Annotated in this window: 15 protein-coding genes; 7 read left to right on the top strand and 8 right to left on the bottom strand. The window is 62.1% G+C overall.

Annotated elements, in window-relative coordinates; all coding sequences use genetic code 11:
• Positions 1-6: 6 nt before the first annotated feature.
• Both BN973_RS30645 and BN973_RS31130 read right to left on the bottom strand, forming a co-directional pair.
• Positions 7-1,146 carry a DUF4062 domain-containing protein gene (locus BN973_RS30645; RefSeq protein ID WP_084163458.1) on the bottom strand — a complete coding sequence of 380 codons (1,140 nt, stop codon included), beginning with the start codon at positions 1,144-1,146 and terminating at the stop codon, positions 7-9.
• Between the two features lie 3 nt (positions 1,147-1,149).
• On the bottom strand, positions 1,150-1,968 hold the full coding sequence (locus tag BN973_RS31130) for a hypothetical protein (protein ID WP_139830123.1): 819 nt from the start codon (positions 1,966-1,968) through the stop codon (positions 1,150-1,152).
• A 756-nt stretch (positions 1,969-2,724) separates the two neighbouring features.
• Between BN973_RS31130 and BN973_RS19190 the strand changes: the two genes are divergently transcribed.
• The 4 genes from BN973_RS19190 (at position 2,725) to BN973_RS19175 (ending at position 8,975) form a co-directional block, all read left to right on the top strand.
• On the top strand, positions 2,725-3,270 hold the full coding sequence (locus BN973_RS19190; RefSeq protein ID WP_036470164.1) for an MmpS family transport accessory protein: 546 nt from the start codon (positions 2,725-2,727) through the stop codon (positions 3,268-3,270).
• Positions 3,267-6,197, top strand: a complete 2,931-nt coding sequence (locus BN973_RS19185) for an MMPL/RND family transporter (protein WP_036470162.1) — start codon at positions 3,267-3,269, stop codon at positions 6,195-6,197. Before BN973_RS19190 ends, BN973_RS19185 begins: the two co-directional genes overlap by 4 nt.
• Positions 6,198-6,471: 274 nt before the next feature.
• Positions 6,472-7,494, top strand: coding sequence for an alpha/beta fold hydrolase (locus BN973_RS19180; RefSeq protein WP_051641358.1), 1,023 nt, complete (start codon positions 6,472-6,474; stop codon positions 7,492-7,494).
• 167 nt (positions 7,495-7,661) lie between these two features.
• Positions 7,662-8,975, top strand: coding sequence for an NtaA/DmoA family FMN-dependent monooxygenase (locus tag BN973_RS19175; protein WP_036470161.1), 1,314 nt, complete (start codon positions 7,662-7,664; stop codon positions 8,973-8,975).
• Positions 8,976-8,979: 4 nt separating this feature from the next.
• On the opposite strand, the gene BN973_RS19170 is transcribed toward BN973_RS19175, so the two are convergent.
• A complete protein-coding gene (locus tag BN973_RS19170) occupies positions 8,980-9,906 on the bottom strand; it encodes a class I SAM-dependent methyltransferase (RefSeq protein ID WP_036470160.1) in 927 nt (308 codons plus the stop codon).
• 374 nt (positions 9,907-10,280) lie between these two features.
• On the opposite strand from BN973_RS19170, the gene BN973_RS19165 reads away from it, so the two are divergent.
• On the top strand, positions 10,281-10,931 hold the full coding sequence (locus BN973_RS19165) for an HAD-IA family hydrolase (protein WP_036470157.1): 651 nt from the start codon (positions 10,281-10,283) through the stop codon (positions 10,929-10,931).
• A 77-nt stretch (positions 10,932-11,008) separates the two neighbouring features.
• Here the strand turns inward: BN973_RS19165 and BN973_RS19160 are convergent, their stop codons facing one another.
• Both BN973_RS19160 and BN973_RS19155 read right to left on the bottom strand, forming a co-directional pair.
• On the bottom strand, positions 11,009-13,066 hold the full coding sequence (locus BN973_RS19160; protein ID WP_036470156.1) for an SIR2 family protein: 2,058 nt from the start codon (positions 13,064-13,066) through the stop codon (positions 11,009-11,011).
• 89 nt (positions 13,067-13,155) lie between these two features.
• Positions 13,156-14,424 (bottom strand): sensor histidine kinase, encoded by a 1,269-nt coding sequence (locus BN973_RS19155; RefSeq protein ID WP_051641357.1) that lies wholly within the window; start codon positions 14,422-14,424, stop codon positions 13,156-13,158.
• Positions 14,425-14,947: 523 nt separating this feature from the next.
• On the opposite strand from BN973_RS19155, the gene BN973_RS19145 reads away from it, so the two are divergent.
• Positions 14,948-15,496, top strand: coding sequence for a hypothetical protein (locus tag BN973_RS19145; RefSeq protein ID WP_036470154.1), 549 nt, complete (start codon positions 14,948-14,950; stop codon positions 15,494-15,496).
• Positions 15,497-15,512: 16 nt separating this feature from the next.
• Here BN973_RS19145 and BN973_RS19140 read toward each other — a convergent pair whose 3' ends face one another.
• From BN973_RS19140 to BN973_RS19130, 3 genes are all read right to left on the bottom strand, one after another.
• Complete coding sequence (locus BN973_RS19140; RefSeq protein ID WP_169718188.1) at positions 15,513-16,241, bottom strand: esterase; 729 nt, start codon at positions 16,239-16,241, stop codon at positions 15,513-15,515.
• Positions 16,242-16,246: 5 nt separating this feature from the next.
• Positions 16,247-17,113, bottom strand: coding sequence for an NHL repeat-containing protein (locus tag BN973_RS19135; protein WP_169718187.1), 867 nt, complete (start codon positions 17,111-17,113; stop codon positions 16,247-16,249).
• A gap of 92 nt (positions 17,114-17,205) precedes the next feature.
• The gene (locus BN973_RS19130) at positions 17,206-18,462 is read right to left on the bottom strand and encodes a TolB-like translocation protein (RefSeq protein ID WP_051641354.1); all 1,257 of its coding nucleotides are present in this window, start codon (positions 18,460-18,462) and stop codon (positions 17,206-17,208) included.
• Positions 18,463-18,677: 215 nt separating this feature from the next.
• Here BN973_RS19130 and BN973_RS19125 point away from each other — a divergent pair, with 215 nt between their 5' ends.
• Positions 18,678-20,108, top strand: a complete 1,431-nt coding sequence (locus BN973_RS19125; RefSeq protein WP_051641353.1) for a serine/threonine-protein kinase — start codon at positions 18,678-18,680, stop codon at positions 20,106-20,108.
• Positions 20,109-20,135: the final 27 nt, after the last annotated feature.

Here is a 20,135-nt window from a genome sequence, read left to right as displayed (position 1 = left end):
GCTAGCTCACTCATTGTCATCTTCGTCCGTTGCAATGTCTGATTGAGTTTCTTCATCGTCTGAATCTGGTGGAATATCGTCACCGGGGTTAACGCCCCTTCTGATCGCGCGCAACGTCATCAGATACCGTTGTCCTTTTTGAGTCAGGCCAAGATAATTTTGCTGGTTTTGGATTTGACGTTTCTTGGTTCCTGGCTCGATTAAATCGAGTGCGCGGAGTTGCATTGAAACTAGGTCCCAGCTCGCGGCTAGTAGCTGACGGCTGATATCTTTTCCCATCTCCCGTATTGCGGCGACATCATCTGCGCTAATCGCTTTTGTTGTGAAAAGATGATTGCATAATTTCTGTTTTATATCCGATTCCGTCGCTTCGTCGATCATCATCGGGCCTATATATTTAAACAGTTCATCCCAAGTTGTTGTGGCTTCCACATAGATTGGATCTTTGCGTGCGGCTGCCGGATAAGTATTATCGCGGATATATAGCGAGAGCGTGATTTCGTCGGAACCCTGCGCAAGTTGCTCTACGTCTTCGACTAGTGCGGACTGTGCTGCACGCTTATCTGATTCCAGCTCACTGATTTTTTGTTTCAAATTTAGGATTTCCTGTTGAGTTTCAATAGTCATCGCTTGGTCGCCGCGTACCCAACCGACCCCAGGATACTTCTTTATGGCTCTGCTCATTGCGCGAGATACCTTCGCAGCTAGTTCGTCGGGCGTTTTAAATTCGCCTACGTTGCGCCGCACGCCGTCCGATCCGTCTCTGATTCGCTTGCGTAATTGTTCGAGCTTCTTAGCCTTTTCGGGGTCTTTGTCGGTAACGCCAACGGGTACGCTGTCAGGGTCAGCGTGAACAAAGGCAATGATCGGCTTTCCAGTTTGAAGTGCGTAGTTATACTCTTTTTCGGTAAAGCTGATTTCCTCTGGTGTTACATGACCGTATCTGGCGCCGACGACCACCAAATAGTAGTCACTTAAATCTATGAGTTCTTTAATCAGATCCCATTGGTCTTCGTCAGTCGCCACGAACATCTCCATCCCTGCAGGGATACAGTCCAATTCCAGCAGCGCCTGGATGATTGCCTCGCGTTCATCCTTTAGGTCCACGTATGTTGAGCTGACAAAAACCTGGTGACGAACCTCCATAGTTCACTTGGTCCCGTCTTTTGTGTCAGTATGATTTTTGAATTCTACGACCGTCGTCGTCTCTCCGTCAGTGATCGCAGCATCACGACCGTCGTCAGGTCCAAATTTGAGCTTCGTCCGTTTGCCTAGCGCTCGGTCCACCAGGTCGTTTAATTCTTGCTGTTTTTCGCGTCTAGTCGCTTCCTGCTCCTGGAGATGTCTGCGTTGCTCATCGGCGGATAATGGATAAACCCAGATGCCTTCGTGCTCATTCTGGTATTGGCTGAGAGTTGCCGCAATCTGCGACAGGATGCCTACAATCGGATTGCTGGGTTGTTCGTCACTGAAGCGCATCGAATTGCGGAACATCTTGGTATCTAAGGAGATTTGAACTGTATGACGTTTCGAATTGGAGTCGACTCGCTCTGAGTATTCGAGCCTCCCAACATATTGCGATACGAGCTCAGGTTTATGTTCTTCGCGGTCAATAGCTGAATCCCAAATTGTTCGCCATTCTTGGCCGGGAGCTAATGTTGTGATATCGGTTGGAACGTAAAGCTCAGAAACGTCTACGCCCTGATTTGTTGTGTATGGAACAACTTTCAACGATGGAAGCTTAACCTTGATATTGTACGCGGTAGTTGGACCAAAATTCTTGATTACCAGGTCAAACCATTGCCAATTTTTCTGATTCATGTCAAGAAACGCGATAACGTGCGGTTGTTTCGCACTTTCGCGGGTTGCTTTCGCCTCGTAGACTTGGCGCAACGCTAGATATGCGGCGACCGCCGCGACGATGACCGTAGCCCACGCGGCCCATGATGCCCAAGCTTCCGCTCTCATGGCGAAAATCGTATCGATTGGACGTGCAGGCAGCGGAACGGCGAATCTCGCGCGTGTCGGTTCAATCTGCGGATCGGCCAGCAAACCCCGTTTCGGGCCTGCTGTTACGCAACCATTACGCAGCCGGGCCTTGGCGGGTCTGACCTGCGCCGATGATTCAAACGCTGCGATCGAATGCTCCGAATCAGCGAAACCTATTGAAAGACAAGGGATTCAACGCTTCAGGATGAATCCTCCAAACCCGTTGTGAGGGGCGTAGATTGTCTGGATTCTGCCAGGTCGGCAAGACTCATAACCCGTTGGTCGCGGGTTCGAGCCCTATTACCTCGGTTGATGCTTGACGTTTTGTCTTCGGGTGATGCCTGACGGTGTTTCGGCTGATGGTTGACAGTTACTTCGGTTGATGCTTGACACTCCCTAGATGAGGGAGTTGAGCGTGGCTGAGCAGACGTATCAGGCCGTGATCAGCCACGGGTTATCGGTGTCACAGGGCGCCGAGAAGGTAGGGGCTTGTCGCCAGACGCTGCGCTCCTACCCCCAGCCGGTCGCACCTATGAACGGCAAGTGGATACTGTCTTTCCGCTGCACTTGTGTTCACGCCGAAGCAGGGACGGTCAAGGGGAGTGTCTGAGTCTGCGAATCGCTCAGCTCGGGAGGTGAAGTCCGGACCATGTCGGTGTAGGTTAGAGCGTCTAAGCTTACCCTCACTAAGCTAATGAGTTGAGTAGCCTTCGGCCCCTGGTTAGGAAAGCGCCCATGACGAGCACCAAGCCATGGACAGAGTCGCGAGATCCCAACGTTGCCCCACGCAGCGAGGAAAAACCCGGCCCACAGCCCGCCAAGAAGAAGGGCCTGTTCAGCCGGTTTTGGCTCATCCTCACCATTGCCGCCGTAGTCGCTCTATCGGGTTTCATGGTCTACCGACTGCACGGAATCTTCGGCGTCCACAGCGGTTCGTTCGGTGGTGGCACATCCGGTGACGTCATCGACCAGTTCAACGCCAAGACCATCACGCTCCAGGTCTGGGGTTCACCGGGCAGCACGGCGACCATCAACTACCTCGACGAAAACTCCCACCCCCAGCAGGCCCTCAACGTCCCCTTGCCCTGGAGCACAGTATTGAAGTCAACAAAGCCCGGCATCCCGGCCAACCTGGTGGCGCAAGGAGACGGCAGTTGGATCGCCTGCCAGTTCGTCGTCAACAACCACGACGGACGCGGTGACGTCATCAAGGCTCCGAACCACTCGCCCCCCCACGAAACCGTCAACGCCTTCGTCTACTGCCTGGACAAGTCCGCATGACCGAGACCACCGAGCCTGTGCCGCGCGTTGATCAGCCGCTGATCCCGCCGTTCCTGCCGCGGATGATCCATCGGCTCGCATTGCCGATCGTCCTGCTGTGGTTGGGCCTCGTCTTCGTCACCAACACCATCTCTCCGCAACTGGAGGTCGTCTCCAAGAGGCAGTCGGTGTCGTTGAGTCCCACGGACGCGGTGTCGTTCCAGTCGATGATGCGCGTCGGTTCGACGTTCAAAGAGTTCGATACCGACAGTTCGGCGATGATCCTGTTGGAGGGCGACAAGCCGCTGGGGGCCGAGGCGCACCACTACTACGACGAGATCGTCAAGCGCCTCGAGCAAGACAAGAACCACGTTCAGCACATCCAGGATTTCTGGAGTGATCCGCTGACCGCCGCGGGCTCCCAGAGCCACGACCAGAAGGCTGCCTACGTCCAGGTCTACCTCGCCGGCAACATGGGCAGCGCCAAGTCCGGCGAATCCACCGATGCCGTCCGCAAGATCGTCGAATCGGTGCCCGCACCGCCCGGGATCAAGGCCTACGTCACCGGGGCGGGTCCGCTGTTTGCCGATCAGTCGCACGCGGGCGAGAAGGGCGTCGCGACAGTCACCATGGTCACCTTCCTGGTGATCATCGTGATGCTGCTGTTCGTCTACCGCTCGATAGTCACCGTTGCGATCATGCTGACGATGGTCTTCGTCGAGTTGGCGGCGGCCCGAGGCGTCGTCGCGACGCTCGGAAACTACAACATCATGGGGTTGTCGACGTTCGCCAACAACATGCTCGTGCTGATGGCGATCGCCGCCGGAACGGACTACGCGATCTTTGTGGTCGGCCGCTACCACGAGGCCCGCGGTCTGGGCGAGACGCGTGAACAAGCGTTCTACACGATGTTCCACAGCACGGCCCATGTCGTGCTCGGGTCGGGTCTGACCATCGCCGGCGCGATGTACTGCCTGAGCTTCTGCCGGTTGCCATATTTTTCGTCACTCGGCATACCCTGCGCCGTCGGCATGTTGGTCGCGGTCCTCGCGGCCTTGACTCTGGCACCGGCGGTCCTCACCGTGGCATCGTTCTTCAAGCTGCTGGACCCGAAGCGCACGCTGCAGACCCGGGGCTGGCGACGCATCGGTACCGCCGTCGTCCGGTGGCCCGCACCGGTTCTCGCGGTGACCATCGCCGCCGCACTAGTTGGTCTGCTCACTCTGCCCGGCTACAAGACGGACTACGACACCCGCCACTTCCTGCCGGAAGACACTCCGGCGAATGTCGGTTATGCGGCCGCCGACCGGCACTTCAACCAGGCTCGGCTGAATCCCGAGCTGTTGATGATCGAGACGGACCACGACCTGCGTAACCCGGCCGACTTCATCGTCCTGGACAAGGTCGCCAAGGCGGTCTTCCACATCCCCGGTATCGGCCGGGTCCAGACCATCACCCGGCCGTTGGGCACGCCGCTCGACCACAGCACCCTCGGTTTTCAGATGGGTGCCCAGTCGGCAGCGCGGCTGCAGACCCAGCACTACCAAGAAGAGCAAGCGCAGAACCTGCTGAAGCAGGCGGACGAGCTCAAGAAAACGATGGCAACGCTGCATGAGCAGATGCAGGTCACCCAGGATCTGAGCAACACCACACACGAAACCACCAGGCTCACAAAGCAAACCGTGGAAATCACCGAGAAGCTGCGCGACGACATCGCGAACTTCGACGACTTCCTCCGGCCGATCCGTAGCTACTTCTACTGGGAGAAGCACTGCTACGACATACCGGTCTGCTGGGCAATCCGGTCGGTTTTCAACGCGCTGGACGGCATCGACCAGGTGGCCGAGAACATCGTGAACCTCAGCGCGAATCTCGACAAGCTGGATCAGATCCAGCCGAAGCTGGTGGCACTGATACCGCCGCAGATCGAGAGCCAGCAGCACAACCTCGACACCATCATGTCGAACTATGCGATCACGAAGGGTCTTAACGACCAGGCGAAAGCGCAGGCCGACAACGCCACCGCGCAGGGCGATGCCTTCGACAAGTCCAAGAACGACGACACGTTCTACCTTCCGCCGGAGGCGTTCAAGAGCCCGGATTTCGCCAGGGGCCTCAAACAGTTCATATCGCCGGACGGGCACGCTGTCCGGTTGATCATCTCGCATGAAGGCGACCCGGCGACTCCCGAAGGTGTCAGCCACATCGAGCCGATCAAGCAGGCCGTGCACGAGGCGATCAAGGGCACGCCCTGGGAGGGCTCCAAGGTTTACCTCGGCGGTACCGCCGCGACGTACAAGGACATGCACGACGGCTCCAACATCGACCTGTTGATCGCCGGAATTGCCGCGGCCACACTGATTTTCGTCATCATGTTGGTGATCACCCGAAGCGTGGTTGCGGCCTGCGTGATCGTCGGCACGGTGTTGCTGTCGTTGGGCGCCTCGTTCGGACTCTCCGTGCTTCTATGGCAGTACATCCTGGGGATCAAGTTGCACTGGATGGTGCTGGCGATGGCGGTCATCCTGCTGCTGGCGGTCGGCTCGGACTACAACCTGCTGCTGATATCGCGGTTCAAGGAGGAAATCCAGGCCGGGCTCAAGACGGGGACGATCCGCGCGATGGCCGGTTCGGGCTCGGTGGTGACCGCCGCCGGTCTGGTGTTCGCGGCCACCATGGCCACGTTCATGTTCAGCCCGCTGCGGGTGATGGCCCAGGTGGGCACGACGATCGCGTTGGGTCTGTTGTTCGACACCTTGATCGTGCGGTCGTTCATGACACCGTCGCTGGCCACCTTGCTCGGACGCTGGTTCTGGTGGCCGCAGCATGTGCGTCCACGGCCGGCCAGCACGATGCTGCGACCGTACGGACCGCGTCCCGCCGTGCGCTCGCTGATCCTCAACGACGTTGACGAAAACCCACCGGGCGGACTGGTCACAAAGCGCTAAAAGCTTTGTCGACAACCTGATTCGGGCGCTGAGCGTAGCCTCGCCGGGCTTCTCGGCATCAGGCGGTGTTCTGTCGATCTTGCAAGTAGTGGAGCACGGGTGCTGCCCCGCGCTCGAACGGCAGAAATTTGAGGATTTCGTCAGAACCTCTTGACTGAGGATAGCGTCGTATATGACGATTTCGTCAGTACGTTGGTTTCGTAAGACGGCGATGCCGTAGCGACCCCGGCAACAAACACTCAGACCGGCCCAGCATCGAAAGGAACCGCTCCAGATGACCGTTGATTTCGTCGACACTTACACTGATCCGCCGCAGCGCCTGAGCGAGGAGCGCAGTGCCGGCGCCGGGCAGGACCTCTTCCAACGCGTCGATGCCGTCCTCGACCAACTCCCTTCTACCGATCCCGCGCGACCCAGCCTCGACGGGGACCGCGAGCGGCTCGGCGATGCGACGGTGGTGCACCGGTTCGTTGCCGCGCCCGGTGACAGCGAAACCGTCACCTGGCACTACGTGGAAGCCGGCGACAGATCGGCGCCCACAGTCGTGTTCTTGCATGGTGTGCCGGATTCGTGGTGGCAGTGGCACTACGCGTTAGAGTCACTCAGCAACCAATATCATTGCGTCGCTATCGATTTGAAGGGCTACGGTCAATCTGACAAGCGCACTGGCGACTACCGTCAACAGGGTGTCGCAGCCCAACTCCAGGCCCTGCTCGACGCGATCGGGATCTCCGAATTCGCATTGGTGACGCATGACCGCGGAACCCCGCCCGGCGATCACCTCGTCAGCATGCTCGGTGATCGAGTGACCGGATACGCGCGCGGACAGCAGCATCTGTGGCATCTGCATCCCAGCCTGCATCCGCAGGAGCAACTATTCACCTCGGCCGACGCCCCGGTGGTGCTGGCCGACGCGCGGCGATTTGTCACAACCGCCTACACGTGGCTCGTCACCCGGCCCGTCGCGGCGACCGACCTCCTTCGCACAATCGAGGAGTTCTCCCATCCGGGCATCGCCGCGGCCGTCCCACGGTACTTCCACTCCTCGTCGTTCAGGCAGGAATGGGTCGATCGACGCACCACCTTGATCCGCCGCTGGACGGCGCCGGTGCTGATTCTGCAAGGCGCGCACGACCCTCTGCAGCCCCGCGAGTTCTACACCGATCCCGACGTGATCGGCATGCTGCCGTCGGGCAGCGACGTACACCTATTCGATGCGGGACACTTTTGGCCCTTTGAGGCGCCGGACGAATCGGTCGACGTCATTCGGACGTTCCTAGACTCGGTCGCCCGCTAGCGAGTGACTCCGTGTCACTGGTGTGTGTCGGCACGGCGAAGGACTATTTCAACCCCAGACCGCGTTGCCTCGTCAGGATGCCTCGGGCCGCGGCGAATGGTTTGATCAACTGACATCGCCGCGACGCCTTTCTCGCAAGCATTCACGCGCACGAAGGAGTCGAACCCATGGGCACGCGGCCTCTGCACTTCAACGCTTTCATCTGGCCGAACGGCTATCACGAGGCCGCGTGGCGCGTCGTCGACGGCGACGTGCGCAACGTCCTGGGCCTGTCGTACTACACCGACATCGCGCGGACCGCCGAACGCGGCCTGATGGACTCGATCTTCTTGGCCGACAACATCGCCATCGCCGAATATCGCGCCACGTATCTGCCTCAGACGCAGTTCGATCCGATCGCGGTGCTGTCGGCGCAGGCGGCGGTCACCGATCGCATCGGGCTGATCGGGACGGGTTCGACGACCTACAGCAAGCCGTGGGAGCTGGCTCGCCGATTCGCGACGCTGGATCACCTCAGCGGCGGCCGCGCCGGCTGGAACATCGTCACCACCGTCACGCCGCTGGCCGCCGCCGCCTTCGGCGAAAAGTTCCACCCGGAGCACGCCGACCGGTACGCGCAGGCCCACGAATTCGTCGACGCCGTCACCCACGTCTGGGACAGCTGGGAGGACGACGCGGTCATCGGTGACCGCGAACGCGGCGTGTGGGCAGACCGCGCCAAGTTGCATGGGCCGCGCTTCCACGGCAAGTACTACGACGTCGAGGGGGTCCAGCCCTTTCCGCGCAGCCCGCAGGGGCACCCGGTGTTGGTGCAAGCGGGACAATCGGCCGCGGGCGTCGGGCTGGCCGCGCGATACGCCGAGGTGGTCTTCTCCGGGCCTCCTTCACTCGAGGCGGCGGTGGCGTTCCGGGCCAACCTGCACGAGCAGGCCGCGGCCGTCGGCCGTAAACCCGACCACATCAAGGTGTTGCCCGCGTTGATGATCACGCTCGGCGCCACCGAGGCCGAAGCCCGGGCGCGAGCCCAGCGCCTCGAGGACCTGGAGAGTCCCGAGTTTCGGTGGCAGAACACGCTTTACACGGCGGGGCTTGATCCGGACGGCTTCGACCCCGATGCTCCGCTGCCCACCGAACTCTGGGCGCAGCGGTCGGCGCCGTCGAGCCGGGCCGAGCAGCTCTTTGCGGCCTCGCGTGCGCGGCCTGAGGCTTCGTTACGGGAGATCACGCAGGAAGTGACGGGCGGGCTGGCGGGGCAGACGCATTTCATCGGCACGCCCGAGCAGCTGGCCGACCACGTGATCGGGTGGCAGGACGCCGGTGCGGTCGACGGGTTCACGATCATGGGGTCGACATTGCCGCATGAGCTCACGACGTTCGTCGATCATGTCGTGCCCATCCTGCAGCGCCGTGGCCGATTCCGCACCGAGTACACCGGGCCCACATTGCGCGATCATCTTGGGCTCGAGCGGCCGGCCAAATAGCCTCTTACAATTCCACGCGATCAACGACGAAGCGAACCTGGCAGCTTTTGTGAATATTACCGGGGCGGAAACCGGTGATTTCTGTATCTACAACATGGAAACCAAGGCTGTTAAACAATGAATGCCACTCGCTAACCCGCTTGAACTGACAGCCGAAATTCATATCGACAAGACCCTGAGCGACGGCGTTGCCAAAGAAATCGACAAGTACGAGCACCTGAAATTGATCATTTTCATTCAATTTATTGAACTCGTTTAATTCAATCTGTCCCGAAGCAGCACCGAGTGAGTTTGTGGGGACGGCGTACGTGTCCTCCTCGATAATCAACCGTCGCGCAACGCGCCGCAAATTAATCAACAGCGGAATCACATCGGTGGCATCAACGTGGTGGAGAACCGTTTTGACGATCGCACTGTCGAACATGTCGTCCGCATAGGGGACATCGACAGGTGAAGCCATCTGCCGAAACGGCAGCACATCGGCGTCCGCGCCACGGTAGTCCATGACGTCTGTGGTGTAGCAGTCGAAGCCGGCGCGGGCGATCAGCGCAGCTAAATGACCGCGACCGGAGCCGAAGTCGAGCACGGTGCTACCGCTAATGGCGTCGGCGAGATTGTTGAAGTCCTGTATCGGCTTCCGCTGTGACTTGTACGCCGAGTAGCCCTCGCTGAACCATGACCCGTTTCCTTCGGAGGCGAAAAATTGCTCGTGCACCTCTTCCGATGCTTGATAGAGTTCACCCCCATCGCCAGCTGCCAGCAAAAACTTAAAAGCGTCCTCTAGGACCCCACTCACATCGCTGGCATAGTCAGGAAAGTGAGATTTGTAGCTCTTGTCCAACACCGACATCGTGAAATTCAGTGCCGACGTTCCCTGCTGCAAAGTCTCATAAATGAAGTCGTATTGAGCGCGTTTGGTGGCTGTTGGCACCAAGGATCCTTTCGTTGCCCATACTGCAAATGCCTGACGCAGCGTCGTTGGGTAGCGGCAGGCGGAGGCCCAAGCAGTGGATTGAACGACATGATATCAGGGCAATGCAAATAGAAGCTGCCAGGCTAAAAGTAGTTAAATTTCCTTGATCCGCCTTTACAAATGTGCGAAGCGCGCGTATTAGCAACGATGTCCGGCCCAACGACGGGGCGCATCAACGCTGTTCGGAAGATCCGGTTTGACGTGCGGTTTTCACCGCGAACCGCTCCCTTCGCGCCGGGTTGGATATTGCCGAGCACAACCTCGAGGGCAAACCGCGTCCGACCGCATCGCCCCCGCGAACCTGGTCCGGATGCACCGTAGGGTTGCGGGCTATGGCGGTGCTGCGCGGCAAGCGGATCCTGTTCGACATCGACGGCACCCTGGTCGACTCCACCGCCACGGTCGAACGGTCCTGGGGCACTTGGGCCACCGAATACGGCGTCGACTACGAAGAGGTGCTCAAGGTCTGCCACGGCAGGCGAACCGAAGACACTGTCGCGCAATTCGTCGCACCACAGCAGCGCGTCGCAGCGACGGCTCGGCTACTTGCCTTGCAGGAATCCGCCGATCTCGAAGGTGTCCTGGCGCTACCGGGAGCACACCGATTGCTTGACGCGCTACCGCGTACCCATTGGGCCGCCGTGACGTCCGGTCCGCGGTCGTTGATGGCTGCTCGACTGGCGGCAGCGCGGCTTCCGGCCCCGGAGCTGCTGATCGGCGCAGAAGACGTCTCGACCGGCAAGCCAGACCCCGAGAGCTACCTCAAGGCGGCTGCCGCGCTGGGCTTCGAGGCACAGGAGTGCCTGGTGGTCGAGGATGCGCCCGCGGGCGTCGCTGCCGGCCGAGCCGCAGGGGCGCAAGTACTGGCCGTCACGACCACTCACCACGCGACCGAACTCGCGGACGCGCACGTCGTCGTGACCGATTTATCCCGCGTCAGCGTCGAAGTCACCGAGGATGGGGTGGCCTTGCTGATCAGCTAACCGGTGGACAGCAAGGCATTTCACGTTGCGGGCGACTCTATTTGTGAATCGCTGGTCGCGGGTTCGAGCCTGGGCCTTCACTCGTCGCTAACCGGCGGGTTGCCAGACGCGCTCTCTCGAACGAACGATGCCCAGCACTCCGCTGGGTACGCGAACGAGTGCGCGACCTCCGGATCGATGCTGCCGGCGACAACGAAGCCACAGACAGACAACGTCGCGTCGACAACCGGCGCACCTGAGGCACCCGGGGCGACAACACCGTCCAGCTCGGCAAGACCGGCTACTTCGCCGATCTCGGCGATGCGTATCGACGCGTCCAGCGCCGTCACCCTGCCCGAGCTGATGCCGGTTACCGCGCCTGCAGCGACGAGCATCTGCACTGTGGCGCCGAGCTGTAAGCGGCCGGTCGCAAGGCGCAGCCCTGGCGTGCGCAGGTGATCGGGTGCTTCCAACACTGTCGGGCCAAAAGGACTCGTCGACTCGACTGCGATCGCACGGGTGCTGAACGAGTCACCATTGGAATCGATGAGAATTACCTCACCAGCGACGACATGCAGATCGCTTGCCGAGCGGTCGCATAGGATCACTCTTGGTTCGGCGAGCAGAAACGCGGTCGCCTTCAGCACGCCGTCGGGGCCCGCGATTCCGAAAGTCGCAGACATCAAATCGTCGATCGTCTGTGCTCCGGCATCGATTGTCTCCGCTGAACGCGATTCCAGCTCGGCGGCATCCGACGGCTGCCTCGGAACCGCTTCTTTTAACGCCTCCGCGAGGGCGGGGAAGAACGCCTCGAACGTACACTTGGGATCCACTACGGCGCGGAAGAATTTGATCTCTTTGTAGATGTCTTTCAAATGATCCGGGACCTTGTCGTGATGCAGGAACCACACCGAACCGCCGGCGGACTTCACGAGCTCGAGCACTTTCTGGTCGCGCAGGCTGTAACCGATGACGAGGAAGTCGCGACCCGCGACCGCGTCTTCGAGGATGTCCCAACTCTCGCTGAGGAACCTGTCCATCTCATCCACGGTCCAGGCCATCAACCGCGAGAACAGGTCTCCATGCAGTTTCACGATCTTCACGCGCGGGCTGGGCTCGCGTAGCGGCAGCTCCATCCGCTCCGGCCTGATTACCCCGTTGACGAGAATGATGTAGTCGCGCCGCCACAGGCGCGCCGCCGACAGCGCGTCGTCGAGCAACGGATCGCCATTCGTCGTCAGCACGAGGTCGAAGTATTTGTTTGCCAACAACGTGGCGAGAGCCTGATAGCCCGCGGTGATCTCCTCAGGGAATTTCTCGTTCTGCAGGAATTTCGCGAGGTAGCGGTAACGCTCAGACTCGCTCAGCGTAGCGATGTACTTGGCGAACTCGTCGAAGTCTTTGCACTTGAAGAATTTGTACAGCTCAGCCATCGTGCCGACGCCGGCCTGAAGTGATGCGCCGGCGCCGAGGAGCAACACCGGTGGTTTCTCGGCGAGGCTGCGCCGCTTGTCCAGGTCCATGACCAGGTCGTCAAAAGTTCGGTGGACAATGCTGCCACCGGATTGCTCGGCTGCTGGCGCCGAAGGCGGTTCATCGTCGAGGAGGTCGACTTCGTCGATTGCGGATTTCAAGTACCGGATGGCCAGTCGCACGCCGTCGCGTTGGATATCCGCTTGGTCTTCGTTGGCGAAACTTATCCGGCCGTAGCGGATGTCGCGGAACTTCGTAAGTGCGAGGCTGCCTTCGCCGACCGTAGATCGAAGCACGGCCTCTGTTCTCATTCGCCACTCCGCCAAGTCATCTGGCTGACCGTCGTTCGCGGCCTCGATCTGTTGGCTTAGTAATTCGATCTTGCGGTCCTTGGACATGCCGTCCGAGAGATCGAGTTCGGCGACGGCGGACTTCAGGCACACAACTGCGCGGATCACGGCGTCGCGCTGTCGCGCCGCTGTCTGGTCGATCGGATCGCCCCAACTTATCCAGCTGAAGCTGATCGCGCGGAAGGCCGCGAGCGCGGGGCTTCCTTCGCCGACCGTGCGCCTGAGCACGGTCTCTGTCTTGAATCGCCACTCCGCGACGTCGTCGGGGTGACCGTCCTTCGCTTCCTCAATCTGCCTGTTGAGGAGCTCGATCTTCCGGTCCTTCGTCGGCATGCGGCTAGCTTTGCATACCGCTCACCGCAGCATTCGATATTCGTCAAAGGGCCGGTCGACCAGCTACCAGCAAGCAATCCCCGCAACGATCAAGCGGCAGTGAGATGACGTGCCGTCCCTAACGGTACGGAGATGGCGAGTTCGGTTCCGGGGGAGGTGGAGCGCACGTCGAACTGGCCACCCGAGGCGAGTACCCGCGCGCGCATCGATGCCATTCCGATATGACCTTCCTCAGCCTTCCGCGCGATAGCCGCCTCGGAGATGCCCACTCCGTCGTCGGCGACACGCAACCAGGCCAACCCTTCTCGGTATTGCAACTCGATCCAAAGGTTTTGCGCCCGGGCATGTTTGATGACGTTCGTCGATGCTTCGCGCACGGCGTTGTACAGCACGTCGTCGGCCTCGGTGCGCAGCCCGTCGGGCCAACTGGCCGCGTCGAAATCGACGGTGAGTCCGGCGCGGGAACCAAGGCTTTCGGCGAGGGCGGAGACCGCCGACTTCAATCCCATCCGCACCAGCACGTCTGGATGCAGTTCACGGACGACGTCGCGCAGCAGCCCCGAACACTCGGCCAGCGCGGACGCGACGCGGTCGGCGGCATCGGCTGAGCCGGCCCGCACATCCTCCATGTCTTGGCGCGCAACCAAGATGTACTGAAGAGCACCATCGTGCAGACGTTCCGAAATCGCCTGCCGTTCATGCCTTTCCACTGCCAGCAACTCCTCCAACAGCTGGCTTCGCTGCCGCGCCAAGTCGGCGATCATTTCCAACCTGGACCGCTGGAGGAAGGACAGGGCAACCGACCCGCCGGCTAGTGCGGCCAAGACGAATGAGCTCAGCAAGATCGACGCCCACGGCTCCTGGTCGGCAGACCTGGTGATCGAGCACGTCAGAACGAATACCGACAAGGTCGGGATCGCCACCGCCGCACTGATCTTGGGATCCAGTTGCGCGCCCGCGATCAACGGGATCAGGAAGAAGCCATTCCGCATCACATCGGATGTCCAGTCCTGCGGGGAGGTCACGCCGGCGAGTATCGACAGGACCGAAACCATCATGACGTCGGCGGTCAGCATGAGCAGCGGTATCAGCGTCCTGGTGGATGCCGTCGGGGGCGACCCACGGCGCAGCGTCAACGCACTCCAGCATCCGAGGATGACCATGTACACCAGCGGGATGGTCGCGCAGACCCACTCGTAATGGTCCGGCGGCTCCAGCAACAACGTCGCTACGACCAAGACAATCAACACCGTGCGCAATCCAAACTGCAGCAGTGTGCCTTGCCACATCGTCCGCCGAACGTCGGGTACCACCTGTTGCGCTCGCAGGTCGACCACACGCTGATGATCTCCGGGCATGAGCGGCTCCTGTCGTCTCGCGATGGCGAGATCATAGCCGCCGATTTCCGGCGAGAATGGATGCCGCGGCAAACGGATTGGACGTGGCCCAAGAGGACGGTTAGCCCGGCTCCGTGCGGGCCGGCGGGTTAAGGTCGCGCGGGCGCGGCTGCACTTCCACGCATGCAATCCTGAAACTCAGGACTACCCGGGGCGAAGTCGAAGCCACAGTTGCATTCATGCGTTTGCTGCGGGTTGGCCAGCGAATCGCAATACGGAGTGCCTGCCGAGGCCGGTGACGCGGTCCACACGACCCCAGCGGCCAAGACTGCCGACGCGGCCCCGATGGTGGCCGTCAATACTCGCGTCTTCATGTCGGGATTCCTTTTCTTTGAAGACGACGGTACTGCCGCCCTTGGTCCCGGCGGTGACAACGTTTGTAGCACCGCGCTAGCCGAATAGTAGGGTCCTCAAGGCTCGCTCGCGATTCGAAACCCGGCGCAGCCGAAAGCGTGCCGGCCCGAAAGCGCGTTATCGTCTGCAAATGGCCATTCTTACTCCCGTGCGTGCCGGGGTCGCGACGGTGCTGGCGATAACGGCATGCGCGACAGCGCCCCTCGGCGCCGCGGACCCGACGACGACCCAACAGTCGCCGTTCCCGACCGGAAAATCCGGCGCGACGATCCACGTCACGGAATACAGCACCGCGACCGCCGACGTCACGCTCGACAACGTGGCCTGGGTGTCATCGGGTTGCACCAGCAGCGGGGGAGGCTGCAACGTCATCGAGCTCACCATCGTCGGCAAGTCCGACGCGCCATTCAGCTATAGCGAGCGCACCATCACCGCCGCATCTTCCCCGTGGCGGCAAGACCCGTACCGGGACGTGCAAGGCGGCTCGTCCTTGGTCGATTACCAGACGATCGGCAAGACGCCGCCGCTGCGCTCGGGCACCGTCGCCAACGGCCAAACCGCGCACGGATTCATCGCCTACGACAGCAATGTGAAACAGGGCGACTTTTATGTCGAGTTCAACGATCCCAACGCCCCCGCGGCACCCACCCCGTTGGCGGGCTGGAAAGTCCACACCTAGCCAGCCCCCGGGGCGGCTAAGCAAGTAGCGGCGCCAATTCCGCACGGGGCACCGTGATTTTGTGGGGCCCGGCGTTGTCCCGCACCACTTGGTCTTGGCCGAAGAAGAAGATCACCGCTTCGTTGGTGATCGCGAAGTTTTGGTACGTCTGCTCATCGAGATCGGCTGTCGGCGCGTCGAACTGGCGCTCGACGATCGGATTGAGGACCTCCAATGGTTTCGTCCCGGGCTTGAACAACGTGTCGAAGGTGATTGGGGCGCGCTTTCCGAGGTCGAAGTTGAACGATCGGAATGTGGTGTCGGGGTGGCCTTCATGGGCGAAACCGGTGTCGTTGTCGATCTCGAGCACCAGGCTTTGGGTGCCTGAATCCGTTGACCCTGAACGAAATGCCATGGCGGTGACGTGGTATTCGTATGGTCGGCCACGCCCATCCGACGGCCCGAATTTGGCGACCCAGTCGAGGAATTCATCGCGGTCACGCTTCAGAAAGTCGGTCACCGGCCGCATGTCGGGGTAGTCAATAGGGAAAGTGATCTCGATCTTGTAGGCCGAGGATTCGTCACGGACATGGCAGCTGTGGTCGGGGCTGACGGTGCCCTGCAACTCTGAGCACGCCGATTGCCCTTGCACCGCAACCGATGTAGTCGATCTGGTTTGGTGCCTGTCACTGGACGTGCCGCACCCTGCCGCGCTCGCGGCCATGACCGCGGCCACGACCGCGATCAGCGCGCGCCGATATGACATCGCCATCACCGCGCCGGCAGCTCGAGGATGCGGAAGTGCAGGCCGTCGTTGAGGTAAACGTTGCCCCTGGTGTCGACGGCGACGCTGGAGGGATCCTTGAGATCGTTGAACGGCAACGTCGTTGGACCGCTCGCGCCCCGGTCCAACCTCAGCACGCGGTCAAGGTCGATGGCGTAGACATTGCCGCCGACGTCCACCGCCACATCGGTGGGCATTTTGAGGTCGCCGAATGGAAGCACGGTTGGGGTGGTCGCGCCGGGCGCCAGCTTCAACACTCGCTTGCCGCCCGAGTCGACGACGTAGACGCCGCCGCCGTTGTCCACCGCCACGCCCTCGGGGCCGATGTCGTTGAACGGCAACGCGACCGGGCTAGCCGAGCCCGGCGTAAGTCGCAACACCCGCTTGCTGCCCGAGTCGCTGACGTAGACATTGCCCGCGTTGTCGACCGCGATGCCGGCGATCATGTTGAGGTCGGTGAATGGCAGCACGGTGGGGTTGGTGGTCCCGGGCGTCAACTTCAGCACCCGGTTCTTGTCATCGTCGGTGATGTAGAGATTGCCCGCCGCGTCCGCCGCGGCATCGACCGCCTGGCCGAGGCCGGTGAATGGCAGCGGTTTTGGGTTGCTCGTGCCCGCCGGCATCTCCCACACCTGGCCGTAGTGCGAGTCGAGCACAAACACGTTGCCCGCGGCGTCTACCGCGACGCCGGCGGGATGGTTGATCAACTCCCCGAACGGCAGAACCACTTGGGGCGCATAGGTTATGGGATGCGGCGCGTGGGTGGCACTCGCCGACGGCGCGGCGCTCGGCACGGCGGGGCTGCCGGTGGAACATCCCGCCGTCGACATCGCCGCGGCGATTCCGACGGCCACGGCCAAGGGTCCACCGCAATGGAGCCGTCTTGGCCGCCGACCGACAACACGGTCTGTAAGCCGTTGGTGGCGAACAGATTTCGTCATGTCCACTACCTCTGGCCCGGGTAGGGCACCGCACTGATGACGCCACCGCCGTTCACGGTCGGCCCGAGCAGCACCGTCGAGGTGTTGGCCGTGGGGTTGTAGTCGATCAGCGACTGCCCGCCCCCGCAGCCGGCCCGGGCTTGGAGATCGAGGTCGCCTCCGTTGACGCCGAGGACCACGACGCTGCGGCCCTTCACTTCGGGCACCGAGACCTGTGAGGTGGTGCCGTCGTCGTTGAGCTTGGCGAGGTATACGACACCGCACGCTCCGGCGGCCTGCAGGAACGTTCCGGCGGGGAGCTGCCATGCGTTCAGGTCGCCGTAGTCGGGGCCGCGCCCGTCGTTCGGCGCGGTAAGCGCAGTCGGTGTCCCGCCGTCGATCGGCACCAGCCACAACTGCGACCCCTTGGAGCTGCCGCAACGAGCGAGGGCGACCTTCGCGCCGGTGTCCCACCACCGCATCGGTGAGCAGTCCTTCTGCCCATCGAGCGGCAGCGCGTTGCCGGGTGTCCCGTCGTTGCTCATCAGGGCGAGGCCGGTGGCCGTGCCCAGCACCAACTGGGTGCCGTCCGGGGTGGAGAGAAACCCTTGAAAGTCCTGCCCCACCGGGTAGGTCAACTGGTGGTTGCCGTCGAGGTCGACGCGTTCCAGCGACTTAGGCCTCGAGGAGTTCCACCCGTGCAGCAGTATCGCCTTGCCGTCGGGACGTGTGTAGCGGGGACTGGCCTGGTCGCCGTCGACGGCAAAGGTCCGCTTCGCGCCGGTGTGCAGGTCGACTTCGGTGATCGCCCGGTGGCCCTTCCCATCCGTGACGAACAGGGCACGGGTACCGTCGCCCGACCAGTCGACCAACCGCGGGCTCGAACCCTCGCCCGGCGGCGGGAACGTGGTGATCGGGTAGCGGCCACCCGCGGGATCGACCAGGTACAACGTGGTAGCGGCCGTCTGCCAGGTCGGTGCGCCGGGGGGCGGCATTTCGCCGGGGTGCAAACCCGGAACCGGGCTCCACATGGCGAGCATCCAACCCGGACCGACCTGCGACCAGGGAACGGTCTCGAGTGGGGCCTCGACGCCGCGGGCCGCCATCGCCGGGGAGGGCTCGGCAAATGCGGTTGGCGACGGGGCGATCCCCGCCGTGAGCGTCGCCATTGCCAGCGCCAGCGTCGTCATCTCCATCCATCGCCGGAACCCGGCGCGCGGACGGGTGTCGCGAAGGCCGACGTTTCGCGGCGCGGGCTGTGCGTGATGCGGTGTGCCGATCATATTGTGTCCTTGAAAATCGTGGCCGGCTCGGTGCCGGCCGGGCCATTTGCTAGCGGGCCGCGGTGCCCGGTCACGTACAGGCTGGGCCGCATGCCTTGCGCGTTTCTTGCGTCTTTCTTGGCGTGCGACCCCGCAAGTGTCGGCTTGCGCCCCAAATGGGTGCATGCGCGGGCCGTGAGCGAGATACTGCGTCGGTACCCGAAGGACTCAAGGGGATGGCCGTGGACTCGCGCGTCGGTATGACGTTCGGCAAGTACAACCTCACGCGCCTGCTCGGCAAGGGCGGGGGCGGGGCGGTCTACGAAGCCTTCGACACCGGCAAACAGCGAACCGTCGCGGTAAAGATCCTGGCCGACGAGTTGTCAACCAATCCCACGTTTCGCACCCGATTTCAGCGGGAGTCTCAGGCAGCGGCGATTCTGCAGGAACCTCACGTCATTCCGATTCACGACTGGGGCGAGATCGACGGCAGCCTGTACATCGAGATGCGCTTGGTGCAGGGGCAGACGCTTCTCGACCTGATCGCGAATGGCCCGTTGGCTCCCTCGCGCGCGGTCGCCATCATCAGTCAGGTCGCCGCCGCACTGGACGCCGCGCACGCCGAGGGACTGATCCATCGAGACGTCAAGCCGCAGAACATCATTGTCACCCCTGCCGATTTTGTGTATCTGGTCGACTTCGGAATCGCCGAGGGCAGGGGTGATCCGCGGCTGACGACAGTCGGAACTCAGATCGGCACCTTGAATTACATGGCGCCCGAACGGTTTCGCGACGGGATCACCACGCCCGCGGTCGATGTCTACTCGCTGGCGTGCGTGTTGTACGAGTCGGTGACCGGGGACGCCCCATTCGCCGGTGACAGCCTCGAGCACCTGGTCGCGGCCCACATCGCCCTGCCGCCCCCGCAGCCGAGCGCGACGAATCCGCGAGTTCCGGCCGCGCTCGACAATGTCGTCGCCCGCGGGATGGCCAAACACCCCGACGACCGCTACGGAACGGCGGGCGCTCTTGCCCGTGCGGCCCAGCGCGCGTTGGGAAGTGGAGACGACCTGACCGACGTCATGGCGTCGGGTGAAGGCGCATTGGCAACCGAGACCCGGCCGTTGGCCGCCGATGTCCCGTCAACGCGTCCGGATCTGGCGGCCGCGGGGCCCCGCGACCCAGATCCAGGCAAGCGTCGGTGGCTGCTGCCGGCCGTGATCGCGGCCACGGCGGCTCTGGTTCTCGCGGGCATTGCCTTGGACATCGGCCTGTTCGCCCACCGGCCGGCCGGGCAGCCCGAGAGCCCGGCCACGCGTGCCGCGCTGCCCCCGTTGGTGACAGGTCCCGACCTGAGCAGCCTGCACCAGTCGTGCGATCAGGGCTTCTCCTTGCCGAACGCCACAGGGTTCGGCACCCGCGCCGGCCGCGGGACTCCCGAGACCTCATGTCTTTTCGCCAACAGCGTGTTGGTCACCTACTGGGCTGAATACGGCGACGCCAGCCCGCTACCAAGAGCCGTCTCGGCGCCGGGCGCCATTGACTGCAAGTCGGTGCCCGGCGCGCTGTGCAACGGCTCCAACTTCCTCATGCACTGCCGGCAACAGCCGGGGGACAGCTGGATCACCTGCATCGGCGGAAGCAGTGCGCGTGTGTACCTGTGGTGAGCGCGAGCCGAAGGGACTGCTGTCGCG

This window comes from Mycobacterium triplex (assembly GCF_000689255.1).
In the GTDB taxonomy this organism is placed as follows: Bacteria; Actinomycetota; Actinomycetes; order Mycobacteriales; family Mycobacteriaceae; genus Mycobacterium; species Mycobacterium triplex.
Note: the sequence above shows the minus strand (reverse complement) of the source record. Positions and strands in the feature narration are given on the sequence as shown.